This is a genomic window from Streptomyces similanensis (genome assembly GCF_039543625.1).
In the GTDB taxonomy this organism is placed as follows: Bacteria; Actinomycetota; Actinomycetes; order Streptomycetales; family Streptomycetaceae; genus Streptomyces; species Streptomyces similanensis.
The window spans coordinates 21,257-40,627 of record NZ_BAABKC010000087.1 but is presented as its reverse complement, the minus strand read 5'-3'; the positions used below and the strand labels follow the sequence as shown (position 1 = coordinate 40,627).

General features: G+C 71.7%; 23 protein-coding genes. 21 read left to right on the top strand and 2 right to left on the bottom strand.

Translation table 11 applies throughout. The annotated features are described in order from the left end of the window. Positions 1 to 288: 288 nt before the first annotated feature. The 21 genes from ABEB07_RS27700 (at position 289) to ABEB07_RS27600 (ending at position 17,357) form a co-directional block, all read left to right on the top strand. Positions 289 to 618 (top strand): hypothetical protein, encoded by a 330-nt coding sequence (locus ABEB07_RS27700; protein ID WP_345670816.1) that lies wholly within the window; start codon positions 289 to 291, stop codon positions 616 to 618. Between the two features lie 140 nt (positions 619 to 758). Next, the gene (locus ABEB07_RS27695) at positions 759 to 1,211 is read left to right on the top strand and encodes a hypothetical protein (RefSeq protein WP_345670815.1); all 453 of its coding nucleotides are present in this window, start codon (positions 759 to 761) and stop codon (positions 1,209 to 1,211) included. A 165-nt stretch (positions 1,212 to 1,376) separates the two neighbouring features. Then, positions 1,377 to 3,482 carry a hypothetical protein gene (locus ABEB07_RS27690; RefSeq protein WP_345670813.1) on the top strand — a complete coding sequence of 702 codons (2,106 nt, stop codon included), beginning with the start codon at positions 1,377 to 1,379 and terminating at the stop codon, positions 3,480 to 3,482. Positions 3,483 to 3,794: 312 nt separating this feature from the next. Then, on the top strand, positions 3,795 to 4,760 hold the full coding sequence (locus tag ABEB07_RS27685) for a hypothetical protein (protein ID WP_345670812.1): 966 nt from the start codon (positions 3,795 to 3,797) through the stop codon (positions 4,758 to 4,760). Between the two features lie 233 nt (positions 4,761 to 4,993). Continuing rightward, a complete protein-coding gene (locus ABEB07_RS27680; RefSeq protein ID WP_345670810.1) occupies positions 4,994 to 5,419 on the top strand; it encodes a hypothetical protein in 426 nt (141 codons plus the stop codon). A 105-nt stretch (positions 5,420 to 5,524) separates the two neighbouring features. Further along, a complete protein-coding gene (locus ABEB07_RS27675) occupies positions 5,525 to 5,896 on the top strand; it encodes a hypothetical protein (RefSeq protein WP_345670809.1) in 372 nt (123 codons plus the stop codon). Between the two features lie 90 nt (positions 5,897 to 5,986). Further along, positions 5,987 to 6,931: a hypothetical protein gene (locus ABEB07_RS27670; protein WP_345670808.1), complete on the top strand. Its 945-nt coding sequence runs from the start codon at positions 5,987 to 5,989 to the stop codon at positions 6,929 to 6,931. Between the two features lie 82 nt (positions 6,932 to 7,013). Further along, positions 7,014 to 7,457, top strand: coding sequence for a hypothetical protein (locus tag ABEB07_RS27665; protein WP_345670807.1), 444 nt, complete (start codon positions 7,014 to 7,016; stop codon positions 7,455 to 7,457). An 89-nt stretch (positions 7,458 to 7,546) separates the two neighbouring features. Further along, a complete protein-coding gene (locus ABEB07_RS27660; RefSeq protein ID WP_345670805.1) occupies positions 7,547 to 7,996 on the top strand; it encodes a hypothetical protein in 450 nt (149 codons plus the stop codon). Positions 7,997 to 8,080: 84 nt separating this feature from the next. Continuing rightward, positions 8,081 to 8,809, top strand: coding sequence for a hypothetical protein (locus ABEB07_RS27655; protein ID WP_345670804.1), 729 nt, complete (start codon positions 8,081 to 8,083; stop codon positions 8,807 to 8,809). Positions 8,810 to 8,907: 98 nt separating this feature from the next. Beyond that, positions 8,908 to 9,480 carry a hypothetical protein gene (locus tag ABEB07_RS27650; protein ID WP_345670803.1) on the top strand — a complete coding sequence of 191 codons (573 nt, stop codon included), beginning with the start codon at positions 8,908 to 8,910 and terminating at the stop codon, positions 9,478 to 9,480. Positions 9,481 to 9,720: 240 nt separating this feature from the next. After that, on the top strand, positions 9,721 to 10,500 hold the full coding sequence (locus ABEB07_RS27645; RefSeq protein WP_345670802.1) for a deazapurine DNA modification protein DpdA family protein: 780 nt from the start codon (positions 9,721 to 9,723) through the stop codon (positions 10,498 to 10,500). Between the two features lie 66 nt (positions 10,501 to 10,566). Next, the gene (locus tag ABEB07_RS27640; protein ID WP_345670801.1) at positions 10,567 to 11,085 is read left to right on the top strand and encodes a hypothetical protein; all 519 of its coding nucleotides are present in this window, start codon (positions 10,567 to 10,569) and stop codon (positions 11,083 to 11,085) included. 71 nt (positions 11,086 to 11,156) lie between these two features. Beyond that, on the top strand, positions 11,157 to 11,609 hold the full coding sequence (locus tag ABEB07_RS27635; protein ID WP_345670800.1) for a hypothetical protein: 453 nt from the start codon (positions 11,157 to 11,159) through the stop codon (positions 11,607 to 11,609). A 116-nt stretch (positions 11,610 to 11,725) separates the two neighbouring features. After that, positions 11,726 to 12,001 (top strand): hypothetical protein, encoded by a 276-nt coding sequence (locus ABEB07_RS27630; protein WP_345670799.1) that lies wholly within the window; start codon positions 11,726 to 11,728, stop codon positions 11,999 to 12,001. Between the two features lie 205 nt (positions 12,002 to 12,206). After that, a complete protein-coding gene (locus tag ABEB07_RS27625; protein ID WP_345670798.1) occupies positions 12,207 to 12,740 on the top strand; it encodes an Lsr2 family DNA-binding protein in 534 nt (177 codons plus the stop codon). Then, positions 12,737 to 12,991, top strand: coding sequence for a hypothetical protein (locus ABEB07_RS27620; protein WP_345670797.1), 255 nt, complete (start codon positions 12,737 to 12,739; stop codon positions 12,989 to 12,991). The genes ABEB07_RS27625 and ABEB07_RS27620 overlap by 4 nt, the downstream gene beginning before the upstream one ends. Then, complete coding sequence (locus tag ABEB07_RS27615; protein WP_345670795.1) at positions 12,981 to 13,289, top strand: hypothetical protein; 309 nt, start codon at positions 12,981 to 12,983, stop codon at positions 13,287 to 13,289. Before ABEB07_RS27620 ends, ABEB07_RS27615 begins: the two co-directional genes overlap by 11 nt. Before the next feature lie 189 nt (positions 13,290 to 13,478). Next, the gene (locus ABEB07_RS27610) at positions 13,479 to 14,216 is read left to right on the top strand and encodes a hypothetical protein (RefSeq protein WP_345670794.1); all 738 of its coding nucleotides are present in this window, start codon (positions 13,479 to 13,481) and stop codon (positions 14,214 to 14,216) included. 79 nt (positions 14,217 to 14,295) lie between these two features. Further along, on the top strand, positions 14,296 to 14,793 hold the full coding sequence (locus ABEB07_RS27605) for a hypothetical protein (RefSeq protein ID WP_345670793.1): 498 nt from the start codon (positions 14,296 to 14,298) through the stop codon (positions 14,791 to 14,793). After that, on the top strand, positions 14,793 to 17,357 hold the full coding sequence (locus ABEB07_RS27600) for a DEAD/DEAH box helicase (RefSeq protein WP_345670792.1): 2,565 nt from the start codon (positions 14,793 to 14,795) through the stop codon (positions 17,355 to 17,357). Before ABEB07_RS27605 ends, ABEB07_RS27600 begins: the two co-directional genes overlap by 1 nt. A gap of 84 nt (positions 17,358 to 17,441) precedes the next feature. On the opposite strand, the gene ABEB07_RS27595 is transcribed toward ABEB07_RS27600, so the two are convergent. Together ABEB07_RS27595 and ABEB07_RS27590 are read right to left on the bottom strand one after the other, a co-directional pair. Next, the gene (locus tag ABEB07_RS27595) at positions 17,442 to 18,344 is read right to left on the bottom strand and encodes a hypothetical protein (RefSeq protein ID WP_345670791.1); all 903 of its coding nucleotides are present in this window, start codon (positions 18,342 to 18,344) and stop codon (positions 17,442 to 17,444) included. Beyond that, the gene (locus ABEB07_RS27590; RefSeq protein WP_345670790.1) at positions 18,341 to 19,252 is read right to left on the bottom strand and encodes a ParA family protein; all 912 of its coding nucleotides are present in this window, start codon (positions 19,250 to 19,252) and stop codon (positions 18,341 to 18,343) included. The genes ABEB07_RS27595 and ABEB07_RS27590 overlap by 4 nt, the downstream gene beginning before the upstream one ends. Between the last annotated feature and the right edge of the window lie 119 nt (positions 19,253 to 19,371).

Genomic DNA, 19,371 nt, shown 5'->3' with positions numbered 1-19,371 from the left:
TCGCGGGCGATGAGCTGTGCGGTGCTGCGGACTGCGACGCCGTGTCCGGCGGGGCTCATTGCCTCCGGCCGGGTGGTGTGACTCGAAGGTACCCAACCGGCTGAGAAAAGTAAACCATGGGGAATCTTTCAGGGGCAGGCAATCCCCAAAGGTGCCTTCTAGCTGGGTGTTCTCAATTTCTCGACCGAAAGACTTGCGTCAGATTCCCCATGACGTACTATAGATCTCAGCGGTTGAAGCCGCTGCCCCGGAGAGCAACCGGGGCCACCACAAACCGAGGAGCACCCCATGCCCGTTTCCCTCGACAAGACCCCCGAGCCGCGCCCCGAAGACATGGACCGCGCCCCCGCCTACCGCGCCGAACTCCGCAAGCTCACCGCCGGGTTCTTCGTCTACGTCGACACCGTGGGCCAGTGGACCCCCCGCACCCCCGACGACCGCATCGACGTCCTGTCCGTCGAGCGAGCCGCCACCAACGACGTCGAGCGCGAACTCCAGCGCATTGACGGGCACATCTTCTGCCTTGAGACCCCGGGCTTCTCCTGCCTCGAACTGACCGCCATCAGCGCCGCCGACGCCGCCGGACAGGCCCGCCTCTTCCTCAGCCTCATCTCCTGACAGACCCGCACCGCCCGCCCCACCCGGCGGGCGGTGCGCCCCGCCCCCGAACCGGCCCGGCCGGCGCGGGCGCAGGGCGCACCGCCCCCTCACCGCCCCGGAGAGCAACCGGGGCCGCCACAGACCGGAGGAACACCCCGATGAGCACTGCCACCACCCCGACGCTCACCGCCGCCGACGTCACCGTGACCACCGACCACATGGGCCGCCTGTACGCCGTGATCCCCGACCACGTCGCCCGGCCGCTCGCCGTCGCCTCCCACGCCGGCATCGACCCCCAGGCGCGCGGCTACTTCTCCCAGGAGTCGACCGCGCACCCGGCTGGCTCCTGGGTCGCCGCGACCGTCCGCACGATCTTCGCCGCCCTGCTCGCCTCCCCCGTCTCCGCCGCCGACGTCCGCGAGCGCGGGTTGGGCCAATACCTCACCTGGGACGGCGGTACCTTCTACGGCTTCATCGTCGGCGAGTCCGGATGGAACGCGGACACCCGCTGGTGGCGCAACTACGAAACGACCGGTGATCTGCACGTCCGGGGCTGCGCCACCATCGCCCCCCGCTCCCGCCGCCACCTCGCAGGAACCTGCACCTTCTGACCCGCACCGCACCGCCCGCCCCGACCCGGCGGGCGGTGCGCCCCGCCCCCAGGCCGGCCCCGCCGGAACGGGCGCAGGGCGCACCGCCCCTACGCGACACAACCCGTGCCGCGCAGCTCCACTCCCCGGCGACAGCACGCCGACCACGAACCGGAGGAACCCCCGATGGCCACTGCCCCCCAGCAGCCCCAGACCGGCATCAAGAACGCCGACGAACTTCTCACCCTGGCCCGCGCCTACAACCTGACCGTCACCATCGACACGAAGCAGGGCGAGAGCCTGACCAGCCACGTGGTGAACATCGCCATCCCCGTACCGGCCGCCCACAAGGGAACCGAGCTGGGGCGCACCATCGCCGCCGAGACCCTCACCCTGTTGTGGACGAAGCCGACCCGGAAGGGCACCCGCGGCCGCCTGGACGACGCCACCACCTACAGCGTCGACGGCAGCCGCAAGCTGCGCACGCTGCGCGCGGTGACGAACGCCGTGGACTTCATGGGCCGCGAAGCCGCGAAGTACGCCCGGGAGGCGGCGCCCCTGCCCGAGGACGTCATCGACGCCCCGTTCCCGGTGCAGCCGGCCCCCGCCGCGGACCCGTACAACGCGCTCCAATCCTCCCTGAGCGCCGCCGACATGAGCAGCGCTGTCTACGACGTCACAGCGACCAAGGGGGATGCTGTAAGCGGCTGCCCGGCGCAGGAGGGCAAGCGGCTGGCGCTCGCGGTCGGAATTAAGCACGGCATGGGTGCCCGCACCGAGGGTGACGCCGACCTGTTCACCGTGGACTGGCGCGGAGTCGAAGGAGGACCCGGCGAGATCGTTCACACCTTCCGACGCCGCACGGAGACAACCGAGGAGACCCCGGCCCCGGCCGCCGACGAGCGCCAGCACGTCCGGATCACCAACGACGGCCCCGCCGAGATCATCCCGACCCGTCAGGCCCTGGACGAGATCAACGCCGCGAAGATGCAGCCGGAGGTGAAGCGCACCGTCAAGCGCATGTCCGCCAGCAAGTCGACTGCCCACATCGTCTACCGCGACGGCCGGACCGTGTACCTGCGCCCCGCGACCCCTGACGACGTCTTCCCCACCCCGACGGAGCGGCCCACGGACGCCGAACTCACCGGCGAGATCGATGCGGAGCTGGCCGCGTACTACGCCGAGACCTTCCAGGCCGTCGCCGACGGTTCCGCGCTCCCCGTCCGCGCCGACATGATCCAGCCCGGCATGGACGTCATCCACGCGCACATGGACGAGACCCGCACCATCAACGCTGTCACGTCCTACGTCGGCCCCGGCGCGCCCTGGGTTCGCCCCACCTGGACGTTCCGCAGCCACGACGAGAGCACCACCGGCAGCACCTTCCCGCCGGAGATGCACCTGATGGTCACCCGCGCTTCCCTGGATACCGTGTTCGGCCCGGCCCCCGTCGAGGACGCCGACCCCGCCGCGCCGGTCGACGAGAAGACCCGCCATTGGGCCGAGGGGTTCGCCGCGAAGTGGTGGGCCGAGCAGAACACCGGCGAGCCCACGAACGCCGCTCTGGCCGCCGTGTTCGCCCACACGGTGAAGCCGCCGAAGCAGGAGGCATACCCGCTCATCCGCGAGGCCATCACCGCGCTCACGCCCCCGGCCGCCGCCGCACCCCTGTTCGCCGCCCATGCCGCCCGTGAAGCCGCTGAGAAGGCCACCGACTTGGCACCGGCCAGCCTTCACCGGCTCGTCAACCACCTGGAGGCTCTGCCGCTCGCTGCGCCCCCCGCGCGGCACGTGAGGCTGCGCGCGGCCCGGGACACCGCCGAAGGTGCGTGGGAGTCCCTGCGGGCCGCTCGTAACCTGCCCGCCAAGACCGCCGCCCGCAGCGCCGCGAAGGACGCCATCGTGCGGGCACGCGCCGCCATCCTGGCCGTCCAGCCGCACGCCAGCCGGATGCACGGCACGGACATGCCGGCCACGGCCGATGAGATCCGCGCCGCGGCCCTGGCGTACACCGCCGTCGGCGGCACGCCCGACGAGCGGTCCGCCATCGTGACCGGCACGCCCAAGGTGCTCGTCCGCTGCGCCAGCGACTCCGGAACCGGCGGGAACGTCACGGCCGAGATCACGGCCGGTGTCGACTCGCCCTTGGGCCACATCCCCGCGCACCCGCCCATCGTCCTGACGTTCCGCAAGACGGATGACCGGGAGAACGCCCGCGTCAACGCCTATCGGGCGATCGGCCGACGGTTCCTCGTAGGGGTTCCCGTCGAGTACACCGACCACCGCCCCTGAGCCGCCCCTGTGGCGCCGCCCGGCCGATCGGGTCGGGCGGCGCGCCCCGGGGCCCCCACGCGCCCGCGCGCGTGTGAACGGTCCAGAAAGTCCAGAAACCCGCGTCACCGGTCTTGGTCGACGCAGGCCGCGCCCGTGCGGCCGTCTGCCCGGCGTGAGCACGCCGGACCCAACCACGACTCCGTGCCCCCGCGGGCGTTTCCCGATCACGGCGACGGTGTCTGACCGCCTGCCGGGTCTCCGTGGTTTCGGAGGCCCGGCCCCCCTTCGCGGCGGAGAGCACCGCCGCTCCACGAAGAGAGGTAGCAGCGCATGAGCGCGCATGTTGAGATCCCGCTCCCGTACGAGTCGGCCCCGGGCCGGTTCACGGTGGAGCTGGTGTTCCCGTCGCCGTCGAAGCGGCGGGCGGAGCAGCACCACGACGCGGCGTTCGTTCTGGCCGGCGTGCACGGCCTGGACGTGGCGACGCCGTACAGGGTGAATCCGCGGTGGTCCGTCTATGAGGAGAGCTGGGGGAACGGGGAGCGGCACGGGTGGCTGGACGTGCGCCGGCTGCGCGTGGAGGGGCCGGCCCGTGCTCTGGCCCGGTACCTGGTGGTCCTGGGGCGGGTCTTGGACGAGGTGGAGGCCCTGGCGACCCGGGCGGTGCGTGTGTTCGGGGCGTGGAAGCGGTCCATCCCGGCGGAGCCGTTCCTCGCGTACGAGGACTCGTCCACGATGCGCGTCCGGGCGCGGGAGTTCCGGGCGGACGTGCTGCACGCCTTGGTTCAGGGTCTTGGGGTCGGTGGGCGGTCGGCGGGGGTGCGGGACGGTTCCCGGCCGCTGTGGGAGCAGTACGGGGCTGTCGCGGGGGAGGTGTGGGCCGCGGTGGGCGGTGTCGACCTGGCGCGGGCCGTTGAGCAGGCCGTGACGGCGCTGGTGCTGCGGATGGTCCCGGGGTCGGAGTCCGGCCGTGCGGTTGTCGCCGCGGCTGAGCGCCTGGTCGTCGCCGAGGCCGCGCAGGTCGAAGCGGAGTGGGCGGAGGTGTCCCGGGTGGTCGTCGCCGCTGTGGAGCGGGAGTTCGCCGGGGTGGAGACCGAGGGGTGTGTGCGGGGCGGCCAGTGGGGTCTGTTCCCGGCGCCGGAGGCGCGGCGCCCGGTCGCGGTGGTGCCGCCGCGACCGTCGACGCCGCGCCGGGCGCCCGGGAAGCGCGGGCCGGTAGCGGCGCGGTTCTCCGCCGGGGCCACGCACGTCGCTGTCACTCGGGGGCAGGTGGAGGCGTTCAACCTGCGGGCGTAGCGGCCGTCTTGTGGCCGGAGGGGGGCGCGGGCGGTTGGAGGTAGGTCTCCGCGGTCTGGCCGCCCCTTGGGCCGGCGAGACTCCCAAACTCCACCGAATAGTACGTTGCGGGGAATCTTGGAGACCTGAGAGGCAGATTCACCGGCGAAACGCCTTCTCAGATTCCCCATGGTGTACTATTATTCGTGTTGGCGGGAGAGCAACCCGCCAGGCCACGAAGAGAGGACACCCTCATGACGCTTGCCATGACGCTGCGCCCCTTGGAGGAGCTGGAGGTGCAGCACGGCCCCATGCGCCTCATCGACCACCACGCGGCCCGCAGCTTCGCCGTCCTCCGCGAGCAGCGGGAGGCGTACGCCTTCAACATCGCGGGCGGCCGCAAGCTGCGGGAGTCGGTCATCACCGGGGCCGACGGCAACGCGGACCTGATCATCCGGGCGGTCGAGTACATCGAGCCGGTCACCCTCACCATCCGGTACGCCGTCGACTACTGGTCGATCCGCGCCTACTGGACCGCTGACCACAACATGTGCACCGTGGCCGAAGCGGCCTACGAGGAGGCCGTGCGCGGCGAGTTCGCCCGCCCGACGCTCACGCTCGACCGCGACCGGTTCACGCGCGGCCTGGCCAGCTTCTACGACGTCACCGACGTCATCTGACCGACGGCCGGTCATCCCGCCGGGGGGCGCATCGCGGCGCACCCCGGCACCCCTTCGGCCACTCGGCCACCCCGCGCTTCCCGCCCCCTCTGAAAGGCCACACCTGTGCCCGTCTCCACCACCGCCACCGCCCAAACCGCCGGCCTGGCCCTCTCCGAGGCTCTCGCCGAGTACGGCGTCACCGCCCACCGCGACGGCGACGCCGGTGACTCCTGGCTCCTCGTGAACACGGACGCCAGCAACACCCACCCCGGCGTGGGCATGCCCCAACTGGTGGCCTTCGTCTACGACTTCTTGAGCGGTGACTCGCTGTCCGTCGACGCCCCCGCAGAGCACTACGCCGGCCGGTGGCGCGTGAGCTACAGCAGCGGCACCCGTGAGGACGTCGTTTTCTACGGAAAGGCGTCCGGCCCGGCCGGAACCGCCGAGTGCGCCGCGTTCATCGCCGACAGGGTTTCTGGGCCCGTCGCCGCCTGACCAACTCCCCGCCGCCGGGGCGCGACCCTACCCGCCGCGCCCCGGCACCCTCCCCCGAACGACACCGTGCCGCCGAGGAGAAGCATCACCATGCCCAAGAACACCGACGTCCGCGCAGCCGTCGAGACGTCTGGCCTCAAGCTGGACGACCTGGTCAAGTACGACAGCCGCACCGCGCAGCTCCCCGACGGGCCGCAGACCGTACCGGGCGGGCACGGCCGGCTGCGAGACGTGTGGGCCGCCGACGGGCCGGTCGTGGCGCGAGTCGAGCGCGAGGACGGAACCAGCGCCGCGCCTCTTCTGGCAGACCTGCGCGCCGTCGCCCTGGGGTGTCTCCCGGAGAGCGCCGACGTCCCCCAGGTGAAGGCCGCTCGCCGTCTGCTCACCCACGACGGACAGCCGCTCGCCGCGTTCAGCGCCAGGCACCACTGCATCAGCTCCGGCGCACACCTGGACCCGCGCCGCGAGACCGGCGAAGTGGTGCTCGGGTTCCGCCGCGAGGACCGCGCTACCACGGTCGATGAGGCCGAGGAGGAGCGGACCGTCAACGAGTACGCCGACCTGTTCGGCATGGCCGGCTGGACCGTGCAGCTGTTCCGGGAGCGCGACCGCACCGGCCGGGAGCGTCTGACGCGGCTCATCCTCTCGCCCCCGCCTGTCCCGTTCCCCGTTAACTCGATCGCCGTCTACGTGCCCGACCCGGACGAGGACTACCGGGACTTGGTGATCATCCAGTCGCAGCCCGAGGGGGCCACCGTGGAAGCCCTCAGCGCTCGACACCGCAAGATCATCCGGGTTCCTGTGGACAAGTTGCAGCCGCGCCGGACGGAAGATCCTTTGAGGGGCGAGCCCACCGATTGGTGGCGCGTCCTCGACAAGTCGGGCCAGTTCATCGTCAAGGTCCCCGGCGAGACCCTCGAAAAGGCGGCAGCCGCCGCCGTGAAGATCCCGGCCGCCCGACAGGCGCTGAAGCGCGACGGCAAACTCTTCTACCTGCGTTTCTCGTCCTGGGAGCTGCCCGACGCCGCCCTGTAGCCGCCCGTTCCGGCCGGGGCGCGGCCCACGCTGCGCCCCGGCATCCCCGCCCCGTTCCTCATCATCCCGCCGAGGAGGCACCGTGCCCACGCAGGCCACCACCGCTCCCACCCTGACCAAGAAGAAGTCCAGCCAGCTGGAAAGGGGCGACATCGTGCACACGCACGGGATGCGCGTCCGCCTGGACCGGCTGATCTCCCGCACGGGCGAGTCCGAGTGCCAGGTGTTCGCCTGGCAGGGGACCGTCCTGAACCTCGACGAGGTGCTCAAGGCCGGCCACGTGCCCGCGTCCTTCCTGCGCCACTGGGAAGGCCCGTACCTCGTCCAGAACAACCGCTGGAGCATCCAGGGCAACGACCTGGCACCGGCGTGGACCGTGGAGGAGCCCGTACGGATCACCGAGAGCCAGTACAACGCCGCGTGGCACGCCGTTGAGGGCGCGGCGGGTGAAGAGGGGGCCGACCCCGCGACGGTCCTGCACGCCGTTCTCTGGGCGCTGGGGATGGCCCCGCCCCGCGCCGCGTAACAGTCCCCTCGCCTCACCGGCCGGGGCGCGCCGCCGTGCTGCGCCCCGGCCCACGCCGCCCGCCTTCCCCCTCTTCCAGGAGCAACGCCGTGCAGACCACCGCCCTGTTCGACCTCCCGATCGCCCCGGCGCCGGCCGCCACGCAGCGGCGCGCGCCGCTCGCGCTGGGGGAGCTGCCCACCTCGAGCGTGCCGGCCGCCTACGACCGAGAGCACCTCTACAGCCCCAGTGCCCAGAACATCGAGCTTATCGACCACCGGCCCGGCGACCTGTTCGCCCCGCTCCCGGCGGTCCCGCAGGAGCCGAAGCGGTGGGCGGCGTGGTGGCGGGAGCAGGCCAGCGTGCCGACGCCGGACTTCCTGGGGCTGGAGCCCGGCGACGAGATCACCGTCTTGGACGACGTCACCGCGTCCGTCGTGTCCACCTGCCGGTTCGGCGCGGTCGTCCGGTACGCGCTGCCGCCGTCCCCGTGGGCCACCGACACCCACGCGGAGATGTACGTCACCCGCCGCAACCAGTTCGGCCACTGGTACCCCTGACCGCCCCACCAGCCGGGGGCGCAGCCCGCACCTCACTCCCGGCCGCTCCGCTCCCCTCCCGAACGCCACGCAAGGAGACCCGCCGTGTTCCGCGAGACCATCACCAGCGCCGACGGCAGCACCGCCACCGGGACCGCGACCGAGGCCCATGCCCGCGCGCTGCTCCGCACGGCCGTACGCCGCGGGTACCGGGTCGAGGCCACCCGCACCGGCGGCGTGATCATCGAACGGGACGTGTGGGACGGCAGCCGCATCCCGAAGAAGCGCACCGTCGCGCTGGAGCCGGTCACGCCGCTGGGGAACATCACGCCGACCATCCGCGGCGACCTGGACGTCATCGCCGCCCGTGACGCCTACCTGGTCACCGGCGCCGAGGGCACGTTCATGGGCCGCAACGGCCGCATCGCCGCCGGTCTGCACGGCATCCCGCCCGCCGCGGCGAAGCGGCTCATCGGCCGGGGCCTGGTCGTGCTCGGCGAGCCGTACGAGGCGACGTCCAACGGCTACATGCCCGAGACGCGCACTCCGGTCCGGGTGTCCCTGGCCGCCCGTCTGGCGCTGCACGCGCAGGCCCATCGCACGCGCACCAGCGAGCCGCTCGGCTATGTGAGACCTGCGGACGTCGGCATGGGCGGGATCACGGCCGGCCTGAACAAGGGCGGCCGCCGCGGAGGCTTGATCTACGACGGCTCCAGCGCGGCGAGCTGCACGTGCCGCGAGTGGACGGGCACGTTCGAGCAGCGCATGTTCGCCCTCGACGCGGCGCGCAGGCACCGCCAAGCCGCCACCGCCAACTTCGCCCGCACCCTCTGACCGCTCGTGTCCCGGCTGGGCACAGCACCCTCCCTGTGCCCGGGCCCCGCGCTACGCCCGTTGAGAACCTCCGCTCCCTTCCCGATGGAGAGACGACGATGACCCAGCAGTACAAGGACCTGGACGAGCAGCCGGAGGCGGTGCGCGCCCTGGCGGGGCGGACCATCCGGGTGACGGAGGCCCTGTCGGGAATCCCGAACAGCCGGCCGTATCTGTTCCGGATCACCGAGGTTCAGATGACGCCCGACCCGGCGTCGAACATCGTGCACGTGACGGGAGACCGGTTGCGGATGGACGGCACGCCCGCCATCCGCAAGGGCGGCCCCGTCACGGGCGTCGTCATATGTCTGCTGGACGACTGGCCGGAGATCCTGGGCCTGCCCGCCCTGCCGCCGCGGGAGTGGGTCCGGGAGGCCGTAGGGCTGCCGGGGTACGCGGAGCACCAGCGCACTGGTATGGCAGCCCGGATCGTCGATCTGGGCGCGGCGTATCGGGTGACGGTCGGGGACGTCACCGCGGCGCAAGCCATGCCGGGGGAGCTGGTGGCGCGCAGAGTGGCCGAGGCGCTCGCCGAGGAGGGGGTGAGGCTGGATCGGCACGCGGACGGGCGAACGCTGCGGGTGCGCTACGAAGGCGGTCGGCGCCCAGTCCTTCTGACTCCGGAGGGCTGAGCCGGCCTCGCTGCGGGGGCCGTCGCTTCCGGCGTCACCGCTCCCTACCCTCAATATTCCCCATGGTGTACTATTTTTTTCGTTGGTGGAGAGCACCGCCAACAAGCCACGAAGCGAGGAACACCAATGATCGCTGCCACCATATTCGACATTTCCGCCCCTGAAACGATTGCTACGTCTAGGGGAAAGCGTCCCGCTCCTGTCCACGTCGAGCGCCGTTGGTTCGCCGACGTCGACCGCGTGACGTACCTCGGCGCGCATCAGCCGTCGTGGCTGGCGCGCGAGGAGTTCGCCACCGACTGTGTCCCGCTGTGCGTCGCCCATCAGCGGCTCGACGGCAGGAAGACCCTGCCGCGCGCCGTGACTCCGTGGATGCTCGACTCCGGCGGTTTCACGGAGCTGTCCAAGTACGGCCGGTGGACGAAGTCCCCGTACGCGTACGCGGCGGCGGCGCGCCGGTACTACGACGAGACCGGCATGCTGGACGCCTGCGCGATTCAGGACTGGATGTGCGAGGACGAGATCCTCGCGAAGACCGGGCTCACCATCGCCGCTCACCAGCTCAAGACCGTCGCGTCGTTCCTCAACCTGATGACGCTGGACGCCGAACTGCCGTGGATGCCGGTGATCCAGGGCCGCACCCTGGATGACTACCTTCGGTGCATCGACCTGTACGACCAGGTCGGCGTGAACCTCACGCTCGAACCGGTCGTCGGCATCGGCTCCGTGTGCCGTCTTCAGCAGACCGACGAGGCCGCCCGGATCATCGAGACGATCTGGGCCATGGGCATCCGGCTGCACGGGTTCGGGTTCAAGACGACCGGCCTGCGGCGCGTCGCCCACCTGCTCTACAGCTCCGACTCGCTCGCCTGGTCGTACAACGCGGTCCACCGGGCCCCGATGCCGGAGTGCGTCGGCAAGCACGTGCACTGCGGGAACTGCCCGAAGTACGCCCTGGCCTGGCGTAACCGGCTCCTGAACGGCCTGCCGGACGACCCTCAGCTCCTGCTCGCCGCCTGACGTCCCTGAAGTCTTCCGGGGCGTCCGCCGTGGGCGCCCCGGCCCGCCTCCCTGCAAGGAGAACCCGTGGCCTTCGTACCCAGCAAGCTCGCCGAGCGGTTCGGCAAGGTCCGCGAACTGGTGGACGTCGCCGAGACCTACGCCGAGGACGGCGCCCCCCTGTCGGCGATGCAGAACCTCGTCGACGCCATCGCAGTGATCCGCAGCGTCATCGAGCCCGCTCCCCGCCAAGACCGGCAGCCCATGGCGCTGGAGCGGCTCGTGACGACCGTGGAGGGCGCCCTGCACCTCCGCGAGCCCGAGGAGGTCGCCGCCGTGCCGTGGGTCGCCGAGGCGATCTCCCTGCACGAACCGTCCATCCGCGCTCTGAGCGAAGTGGCGGCCCTGGCCGATCAGCGATACCGGGCCGCGCTGGTCGAGTGGATCACCCGCGACTGGACGTGCCTGTGCGTCACGAGCTGCGACGAGGACCCGGCGACCGCGTGCGGCCTGTCCGGTCAGCGGCACGTCCACCCGGAGATCCCCGGCCGTCCCGGCGTGTACGGGCCGTGCCCCGTCCACCCGGACGCCCTCGGCGACCGCTAGCAGCAGCCCTCAGCGCCCCAAGGGGGCCGGAGAGCACCGGCCCCCGCCAACCCCGAAACGAGGAACCCGCCATGCCCCGCTCCACGCGCACCGACACGATCCGCCGGCACCTGGTCGAAGGCGGTCTGACCGACCTCCGGCTCAACATCGCGACGCAGAAGGCCGGCGCCCCCGCCCGCCATGAGACCGACGGCTTCTCCCTGCGCCAGCACGTCGACGAGGCCGGGACGCTCGTCGTCATCGCCGCGGCGTTCGGCCCGGACTGGTTCGCGACGATGCGCGAGATACGGCACCGGCTGGAACAGCCCTACGTACGGTGCCACGTCAGCAGTGACGCGCCCGAGCTTGCCGACAACGAGGTGTTGGTGCGCTGGGCGACGTCCGCGGAGCTCCGGGCCCGCAAGGCGGCCATTGAGGCGCAACAGGCCCCGCTGAAGGCCGCGCTGCGCCGCCAGGAGGCGGAGCAGGCCGCCGAGGCGGAGCGCCTTGCCCTCGAGGTCGCCGGGCAGTCCGGCCTGTTCTGACACAGACCTCCGTGCCGTGACGTTCCCCCAGGCAGTCCGGTGGGTGGGCGCCGGGGCCGGGCGCCCCGTGCGCCCGGCCCCGGCCACCGACCCGTTCCGCCCGGCAGGAGAGCGAGATGACGCCGTACGAGCGCCTCATGGCCGAAGCCAACCCGACCGGCCGGTTCGGCCGCCCGGCCGTCGACCAGCCGGCCGGCCCCGGGCCGACCGCGCCGTCGACGCCACAGCAGCAGGCCGTGCGGCGCGCCCTGCTGACGATGGCGCAGCACGGTTGGCGCCTGCCGGACGAGCGGTCGAAGAAGAACCGCGAGCGCAGCGCTGAGCGCAAGCGCGCTGCCCGGCCGCGCCACCTGCGCCTTGTGCTCGACCCGACCGACGACCGCGCCGCCTGAACCACCACCCGCCCCAGGAAGGCACCCGTCATGCACTCGAACATCTCGCCCCGCCGTCGCAAGCCGAACAGCCGCCGTTGGGCCGTCTCCCGCGACGAGGGCGTATACCGGCGGGCCCTCGTGGCCGCCGCGTGGCTGTAACAGCTTCCGGCCGGTCGGCGTTTCACCAACTGCCCACCCGTTCATCGCAGATCGGGCCCATGCCGTGACCATCGCTGCTCTGCGCGCCCTGCTGGACGCCGAACTCCCCGACGTTGTCCGGTACCCGGCGCCGCGGCTGTCCCGTCAACGCTTCACCGCCAAGGAGACCCCCATGCCCGCCACCGCTGCGCCCGCTCTCCCTGTCCGCGAACTGGCCGACGCCGAGGCGGCCGCCGAGCCGTCGGTGGACGAGTTGCTCGTCTGGGCCGAGGGCCATGCCGACAGTGAGACCCAGGACCAGGGCGTGCGCGCCCGCATCGCCCTTGCCGGCCTGCGCAAGCGGTTCCACGCCGACGCGGAGCTGTCCGCCCTGGAGACGGAGGAGGAGCGGCTCCAGCGGCGCCTGGACGAGGTCCGCGCCCGCAGGGAGGAGATCGCGCCGGCCAAGGCGCGTCGACGCGTCGTCCCCCTGGACTACGAGCCCGCGGTGGTCCGCGCGTGGGCGAGGCTGAACGGCGTGCCGTGCGCCGAGTTCGGGCGCGTGCCGCGGGACGTCGTCGACCGGTGGCGTGCCGCGACCGGCCGGGTGACCGGATGAGCGCCCGCATCACGCTGCACTGCAACACCACGTGGCAGTACGGCGCGTGTGCCGCGCAGATCATGACGGACGCCCTGACGGTGCCCGAGGCGCGGGCGGCCGCCCGTACGCGCGGGTGGCGGCATGTGCCGGACGGCGGGCCGGACGGGCGGGACTACTGTGCCGCGTGCTCGGGCCGGGGTCCGCAGCCGGCCGACGCCGTGGTCGTCTTCGTCCGTACTGCCGGACGGACGCCGCAGCGTGCCCGGTGAGGCCGGGGAGGGCCGCGCCCTGGTGTGCCACTGGTGGGACGACGGGCGTGGCGGCCGCTACCTGATCCCCGGTTGTCATGCCCGCGTGGAGAATCCCGATCTCGAGGTCTGCCACTGCCCCACGGTCGAGGAGCGGCTCCAGGCCGCGCGCCGCCGGGAAGCGGCGGCCGGGCGGGTGCTGCGTGGTCAGCAGGCGTGGCACGACGCGATCGTGCGGGCCGTCTACGACCACCCGGACGGGATCGCCATCATGAAGGCCGCCGCGGGCCTGGCCGAGCGCGGGTACGGGCGGCCGTAGCGCTGCCTGTAAGCGGGGTGTGAGCTTGCAGCCCCCAGAAGCGGAAGACCGTTCGCCACTTGTCGCCAACTGGCGACAAGTGGCGACAACTTGTGAGAGCGTAGTTCCACGCCCAAGAACGACGCGGGCGGTTGGCCCACGATGCGACCCGTAGCCAACCGCCCCGGCCACCGAAGGAGCACACCCACGATGACCACCGCCACCGTACAGGCCAGGCCCAACGTGCGAGACGAACAGGCCCTCGCCCAGTGGCTCGCCGACAACGGCCTGCCCGGACAGCGCAGCATGATCGCCATCACCCAGCTACGCCGCACCCGGGCCAAGAGCCAGCCGGCCGCGCCCGTGCACAAGGCCCTGACCACCCGCTTCACCGACCACCTCGTCACCCAGGCCCGGAGCGAGATCCGCCGCCGCGGCGGCGAGGTCGCCATCTACGGCAAGAACAACAAGGTCACCGGGACCTTGCACCTGGTCGACCGTGACCGCGCGCAGCGCCTCATCCTCGTCTCGGCCGAGGGCTGGCGCTACTACTCCTCCCGGACCCCGCAGCGGTACGTCGAACTCGCCTACCTGTACGGCACCGACGACGCCGGCCCGTGGGCGGTCCGCGTCCCCGGCACGATGAACACCGTCGCCGAGGCCCTGGCCTGGCTCACCCCGAACGACGTCGTGAAGGCCCTGGACAAGGGTCTGCGCGTCCGCCGACAGGGCGACGTGTACGCCATCGAGACCACTGACCGTCGCGACGGCACCGGTGCCGCGCTTTTGCCCGACGGACACGTGTGGCGGTCCAGCACCCGCTACCTTCTGCACCGGCCCGCCGACGGCCGTAAGCACCGCCCGCTGCGCCTGCCCTACCCCGTCCGGTTCGTCGTTCAGTCCGCGTACGAGATGGGACGCTCCGGCGCCCGCGGCAACGGCGACTGACCGGCCTTCCCCCCTCTTCCCCTGCGGCGCGGCCGCCCGGCCGCGCCGCCCCCCCCTTTCGCCTTGAAGGAGCACCCCCGTGGCTGGCGACCGTATCTCCACCCGCCTCCCCGAAGCCCTCGCCGAGTGGCTGAGCGACCGCACGGACCGGATGATGACCGGCAGCCTCGACATACAGGCCCGGCAGGAACTCGGCATGTGGCGCGGCGCCCTCGCCGGAGAGCTGCGCCGCATCCGGCTCACGCTGGGGCAGATCAACTGTCTCGCCGACGTCATGAACGGCACCATCATCGACGCCGCTCTCGCCGGCAGCGCGGGCATCGTCTTCTACAACGCGGCCGACGCGTTCCACCTCGCCCGCCAGACCCCGCTGCCCGGCGAGTCGTCGTACGGGACGAAGTGGGACATCGACGAGAAGGAGCTGCTGGAGTACCTCCAGCGGCTGGGGCCCACGGCCGACCACGCCTTGCACGACGCGATCTCCCGCTGGTGGCAGACCGACGCGGAACCGACGGTCGAGGGATGGGCCGCCGTCGGTCTCACCGTCGGCGACGGCAGCGCCCAGGCGGTGAGCTGATGCAGCTGCGCCCCTACCAGCAGGAAGCCGTCGCGGCAGTGACGGCCGGCCTGCGTGATGGCGGGCTGGGGAAACTGTATGCCGCCTGCGGCTCCGGCAAGACGCTGATGAGCCAGCAGGCGGCTGTGCGGATCGTGCCCGGTGACGGCCTGGTGGCCGTGATTGTGCCGTCGCTGGCGCTGGTGGCGCAGACCATCGCGGCCTGGCAGGCGCTGCACCCGGAGGGTCGGGGTCTGCACATCCTGGCCGTCTGCTCGGATGACACGGTCACCGATGCGCCCGTGCACGTGCAGGATCTGCACTCCCCAGTCACCACCTCCCCGGCCGCGATCAGGCAGTGGCTCCGGGCGCCGGCCTCCGGCCTGCGGCTCATCGTCTGCACATACCTGTCCGCGGGACGACTGCACGGCGCCCTCGAGGACACGGGCACGCGTCTGGATCTGCTGATCCTGGACGAGGCGCATCACCTCACCGGCCGCGTCGAGCTATCGACCCGGATCCTGGTCAACCGGGCGGTTCTGCCGGCGGCGCGGCGGCTCGCCATGACCGCCACCCCCCGCAGGGACCGGGCCGCAGCCGAGTCCGGCGGAACCATCTCCATGGACGACGAGACCCTGTTCGGGCCGGTGCTGTACTCCTACCCCTTCAGCCGGGGCATCGCCGAGGGGTACTTGAAGGACTACCGGCTGTTCGTCGTCGGCATCCGCGCCGCCGAGGCGCGCGCCATGCTGAACGATCCGGCCCACGACTACGTTGACGAGCCGGGCGGCCCTTCCCTGACAACCGTGATCGCCCAGGCCGCCCTCGTCCGAGCAGCCCAGAAGTTCGGCACGCGCCGCGCGCTCACCTTCCATCACCGCGTGGAGCACGCCGCGGAGTTCGCCAGAACCCTTCCGCGCCTGGCCCAGAGCCTGGCTCCCGGCCTGCCCGCCCCCGTGGCCAACCACGTGCACGGCGACATGCCGCACTTCCTCCGCGAGCTGGTCCTCGACGATCTGCGCGACCCGCCAGGGGAGGGGTGGACGGTGGTGTCCAACTCCCGCTGCCTGGGTGAAGGCGTCGACGTTCCGGCCATCGACGCCGTCCTCTTCGCGCATCCCAAGTCCAGCGCGGTCGACATCGTGCAGGCCGTCGGCCGCGCCCTACGCCCCCACCCCGACGCCCAAGGCCCCTCCACGGTCATCATCCCCTTGGTGATCCCCGAGGAGGACGGCGAGATCGGAGACCTCGACCCCGGCGACTACGCGACACTCTGGAACGTCGTCCGCGCCCTGCGCGCCCATGACGAGCCGCTGGGGATGGCGCTGGACGAGAACCGCGCCAACCTGCACAGCGACGTCGTCCGACTTCCGTCCAAGATCACGGTGTCTCTCCCGCCGGGCACCGCTCACGAGGTAGCCCTCCAGGTGGAGCTGATGCTCGTCCGCCAGACGACTTCGCCGTGGTGGGAGGGATACGCCGCGGCCATGGCGTACCGCGAAGCGCACCACCACCTGGACATCCCGCTGCGCCATCACGCTCCCGACGGGTTCCGCCTCGGCCAGTGGCTGGTCAAGCAGCGCCAGCACTACCGCAAGGGCTGGCTGCCCTCCGACAGGGTCGCCGCCCTGGAGAAGGCCGGGATCGTCTGGGACCCGAGCGACGCGCGCTGGATGGCCGTCTACCAGCTCGCCGCCGACTGGCACCGCGAGCACGGGCACCTGGACATCCCCCACACCGGGGCCGACGGCACGCATGACCCGCTGGGGCAGTGGATCGTGCGTCAGCGGCAGTACCGGCGCGCGGGCAAACTCTCCAAGGACCGTATCCGCCGGCTCGACGCCATCGGCATGATCTGGGAGCACCGCGACGCCGCATGGCGGAAGAACCTGGCTGCCCTGGCGGCGTACAAGGCCCAGCACGGCGACACGCTGGTCCCTCAGCGCTACGAGGCACAGGGACTCCGGCTGGGCGCCTGGGTGTCACAGATGCGCGCCAAGCACGCGGCAGGGCAGCTCCCCGCCCAACGGGTCAGCGACCTGGAGAAGGCCGGCATGGTCTGGCGCGTGACCGAACACCCGCAGACTCAGCGCGCGCTGGCCGCCGCAGCCGACTGGGCCCGCACCCACGGCAGCTTGAACCCGCCGCACGACGCCCGTCACCAAGATGTCCGGCTGGGTGCGTGGCTGAGCCAACAGCGCAAACTACGAGCCGCCGGCGAACTCTCCCCGCACATCGCCGAAGCCCTCACCCCGCTCGGTATGGACTGGAGCCCCCGCCCCCGGAGGGTCCCCGACCCCTCCGCCACCGCGCGGAAACGGTCCGACGCCGCGTGGGGCCGCGGATACGGCGCCGCCGAGGCGTTCTTCCGCGAGCACGGTCATCTGCGCGTCCCGCAGGGCTGCCGGTCCGACGACGGGCTGCGCCTGGACGCGTGGCTCGGCCGACAGCGGCTCGCCTTCCGCGAGGGCCGGCTCCCCGCCGCGAAGGTGGAGGCGCTGGACCGTATCGGGATCCGGTGGGAGACCGGCGTGCCCCGTACGCGCGCCGGCGGGAAGAAGTCTGCGGCCCCTGCCCCGGCCTGAGGGCAACTGCCGTATGCTGCGCTGGGAGTTCATGCACGAAGGCCCGGACACCTCCTATGTCCGGGCCTTCGGTGTGTGCGGGGGCTACTTGCCCTTGTTCTCCTTCATGCGGGCGAGGACCGCGTCGAAGACGGTGGTGTCCTCCTCGTCGGCGAAGGCCTCCAGCAGGTGGCGCTCAACCTCGGTGCGCGGGATGCGGCGACGGTTGAGGACGTTCGCCAGGTCCAGCGCGCGGCGGTCGACGCCGCGGCGTACGTCTGTGGGGATGGCACCGCCTGCCGACAGCGCCTTCGGCTCGGCGTGCTCCAGGACCCCGCCGAACATCCGGGCGATCTGGTCGGCGTCGTCGTTGTCCTTGAGCGCCAGGTCCTCGGGCAGAAGCTTCACCAGGTCCCGCAGCCGCTGCGCGGTAACCTTGTCGGCGCCGTGCTGCTCGACGGCGATCTCGTACATGGCCACGCCCGCGTTGAGGCCGTACTTCCTCTTGAGCGGGACCAGCTCGCGCACCTGGCCCTCGGGGGCGTGGTAGCCGCGCGCCGCGAGGACTTCGCCGAGCGCCCAGGCCGCGCGGAGCTGCGCGCAGCGGGACCGCTTGATGCCGTACTCCAGCCAGGCCCACTCCTCGATCGTCTCGTAGTAGCGCTCTGGTTCGAGCTTGTGGGGGATGCGCCGGATGAGGTGGCCCTTTGCCATCGTGTCGAGGGACTTGCCGGCGATCCAGAACGCGGTCGACAGCAGCTCTACACCGCCGATGCAGGTGTCCAGACGCTCCTTCTCCTCGGCAGTGAGGTCTCCGTCGCCGTCGGGCTCGACCGGGTCAGGGATCTTGTCCAGGCCGGGCCGGGCCGCCTCGACGGCGGCCGCGACCAGCTCGGCCTGGCCCTGCTCGCGCTTCTTGTCCCGGCCGGTGTCGACAACGGTGAGGGTCTCCGCAGTCACCTCCGGCTCGTCATCGTCGCCCCATCCGAGGTCGAACTCGCTGCTCATGCCGCCTTCACCAGCCCCGCGTTCTGGGCGATGTCGCGGAAGAACTCGGCGGTGTCGGTACGCGCCGTCTTCTTGTAGTGGGTCACGGGCAGCCCCTTGTTCCGGGCTTCCTTGAGGTCTGCCGCGCGGACCGGTACCTCGCCGAGGCAGCGCACCCGACGGTGGTTCTGCAACAGCTTGTAGACCTCGGTGTCGAACTTGCCCATCGGCTTCTGCACGCGGCCGATGATCAGGCCGATGACGTCGAAGTCGTCGCGTTCGGCGCGCTTCATGGCCCGGGCCTGCTGGGCGAGCTGCATCTTGAGCCCGTCCATGGACCACTCGTCGACGTCCGTCATGATGATGGCGCTGTCGCACGCGACCAGTTGCGAGTCGGTGTCCATGTCGAGGGCAGGGCGCTGGTCGAGCAGGATGTCGTCGAAGAAGGGCCGCAGCTTGTCGACCATGATCCGGTAGAGGGAGAGGCCGGCGCCGGTGTCGCGCAGGGCGGTCGACAGGCCGGACATGTCGATGCTGGCCGGGAGGGCGTAGATGCCGGGTACCCGCGTCTCGCGGATCAGGGGCAGCGGGTCCAGGACGTCGAGGACGACCTTCGCCTGTGTCAGATCGTTAGGGCCGGGCCGGCCGACCCTGAAACCGGTCGTCGCGTTGCCCTGCGGATCGCCGTCGAGGACCAGGACGCGGCGGCCGTACTCGGCGAGGGAGCCGGCCAGTTGGATGGTCGTCGTCGTCTTGCCGACGCCTCCCTTCTGGTTGCACATCGCGATGACGCGGCACTGGTCGGGGCGGTCCTGCTCGAGGTCCGCGCGGACGCGTTCCTGTCGTTCCTGTTCTGTTTCCTCGCCGGGCGGCTGGGGGCTGCCGGAGAGCTGGGTGCCGATCGTGGGCGCCGCGGTGGTTTCTGTCATGGGAGCGACGATAGCCAGACCGTCGGCCCGATACTGCCACCGAGCCCGGATCGGGACCGATCACCGCTCATGCCCGGCCCCGTACGTCACTCGTACGGGGCCGGAGGGGCTTCCACAAT

Excerpts from the sequence above, each read along its gene's own strand:
- ABEB07_RS27595 (WP_345670791.1), bottom strand. The coding sequence starts at position 18,344 with ATGAGCAGCGAGTTCGACCTCGGATGGGGCGACGATGACGAGCCGGAG.
- ABEB07_RS27700 (WP_345670816.1), top strand. The coding sequence starts at position 289 with ATGCCCGTTTCCCTCGACAAGACCCCCGAGCCGCGCCCCGAAGACATG.
- ABEB07_RS27670 (WP_345670808.1), top strand. The coding sequence starts at position 5,987 with ATGCCCAAGAACACCGACGTCCGCGCAGCCGTCGAGACGTCTGGCCTC.
- ABEB07_RS27630 (WP_345670799.1), top strand. The coding sequence starts at position 11,726 with ATGACGCCGTACGAGCGCCTCATGGCCGAAGCCAACCCGACCGGCCGG.
- ABEB07_RS27680 (WP_345670810.1), top strand. The coding sequence starts at position 4,994 with ATGACGCTTGCCATGACGCTGCGCCCCTTGGAGGAGCTGGAGGTGCAG.
- ABEB07_RS27610 (WP_345670794.1), top strand. The coding sequence starts at position 13,479 with ATGACCACCGCCACCGTACAGGCCAGGCCCAACGTGCGAGACGAACAG.
- ABEB07_RS27635 (WP_345670800.1), top strand. The coding sequence starts at position 11,157 with ATGCCCCGCTCCACGCGCACCGACACGATCCGCCGGCACCTGGTCGAA.
- ABEB07_RS27695 (WP_345670815.1), top strand. The coding sequence starts at position 759 with ATGAGCACTGCCACCACCCCGACGCTCACCGCCGCCGACGTCACCGTG.
- ABEB07_RS27690 (WP_345670813.1), top strand. The coding sequence starts at position 1,377 with ATGGCCACTGCCCCCCAGCAGCCCCAGACCGGCATCAAGAACGCCGAC.
- ABEB07_RS27590 (WP_345670790.1), bottom strand. The coding sequence starts at position 19,252 with ATGACAGAAACCACCGCGGCGCCCACGATCGGCACCCAGCTCTCCGGC.
- ABEB07_RS27620 (WP_345670797.1), top strand. The coding sequence starts at position 12,737 with ATGAGCGCCCGCATCACGCTGCACTGCAACACCACGTGGCAGTACGGC.
- ABEB07_RS27685 (WP_345670812.1), top strand. The coding sequence starts at position 3,795 with ATGAGCGCGCATGTTGAGATCCCGCTCCCGTACGAGTCGGCCCCGGGC.
- ABEB07_RS27600 (WP_345670792.1), top strand. The coding sequence starts at position 14,793 with ATGCAGCTGCGCCCCTACCAGCAGGAAGCCGTCGCGGCAGTGACGGCC.
- ABEB07_RS27650 (WP_345670803.1), top strand. The coding sequence starts at position 8,908 with ATGACCCAGCAGTACAAGGACCTGGACGAGCAGCCGGAGGCGGTGCGC.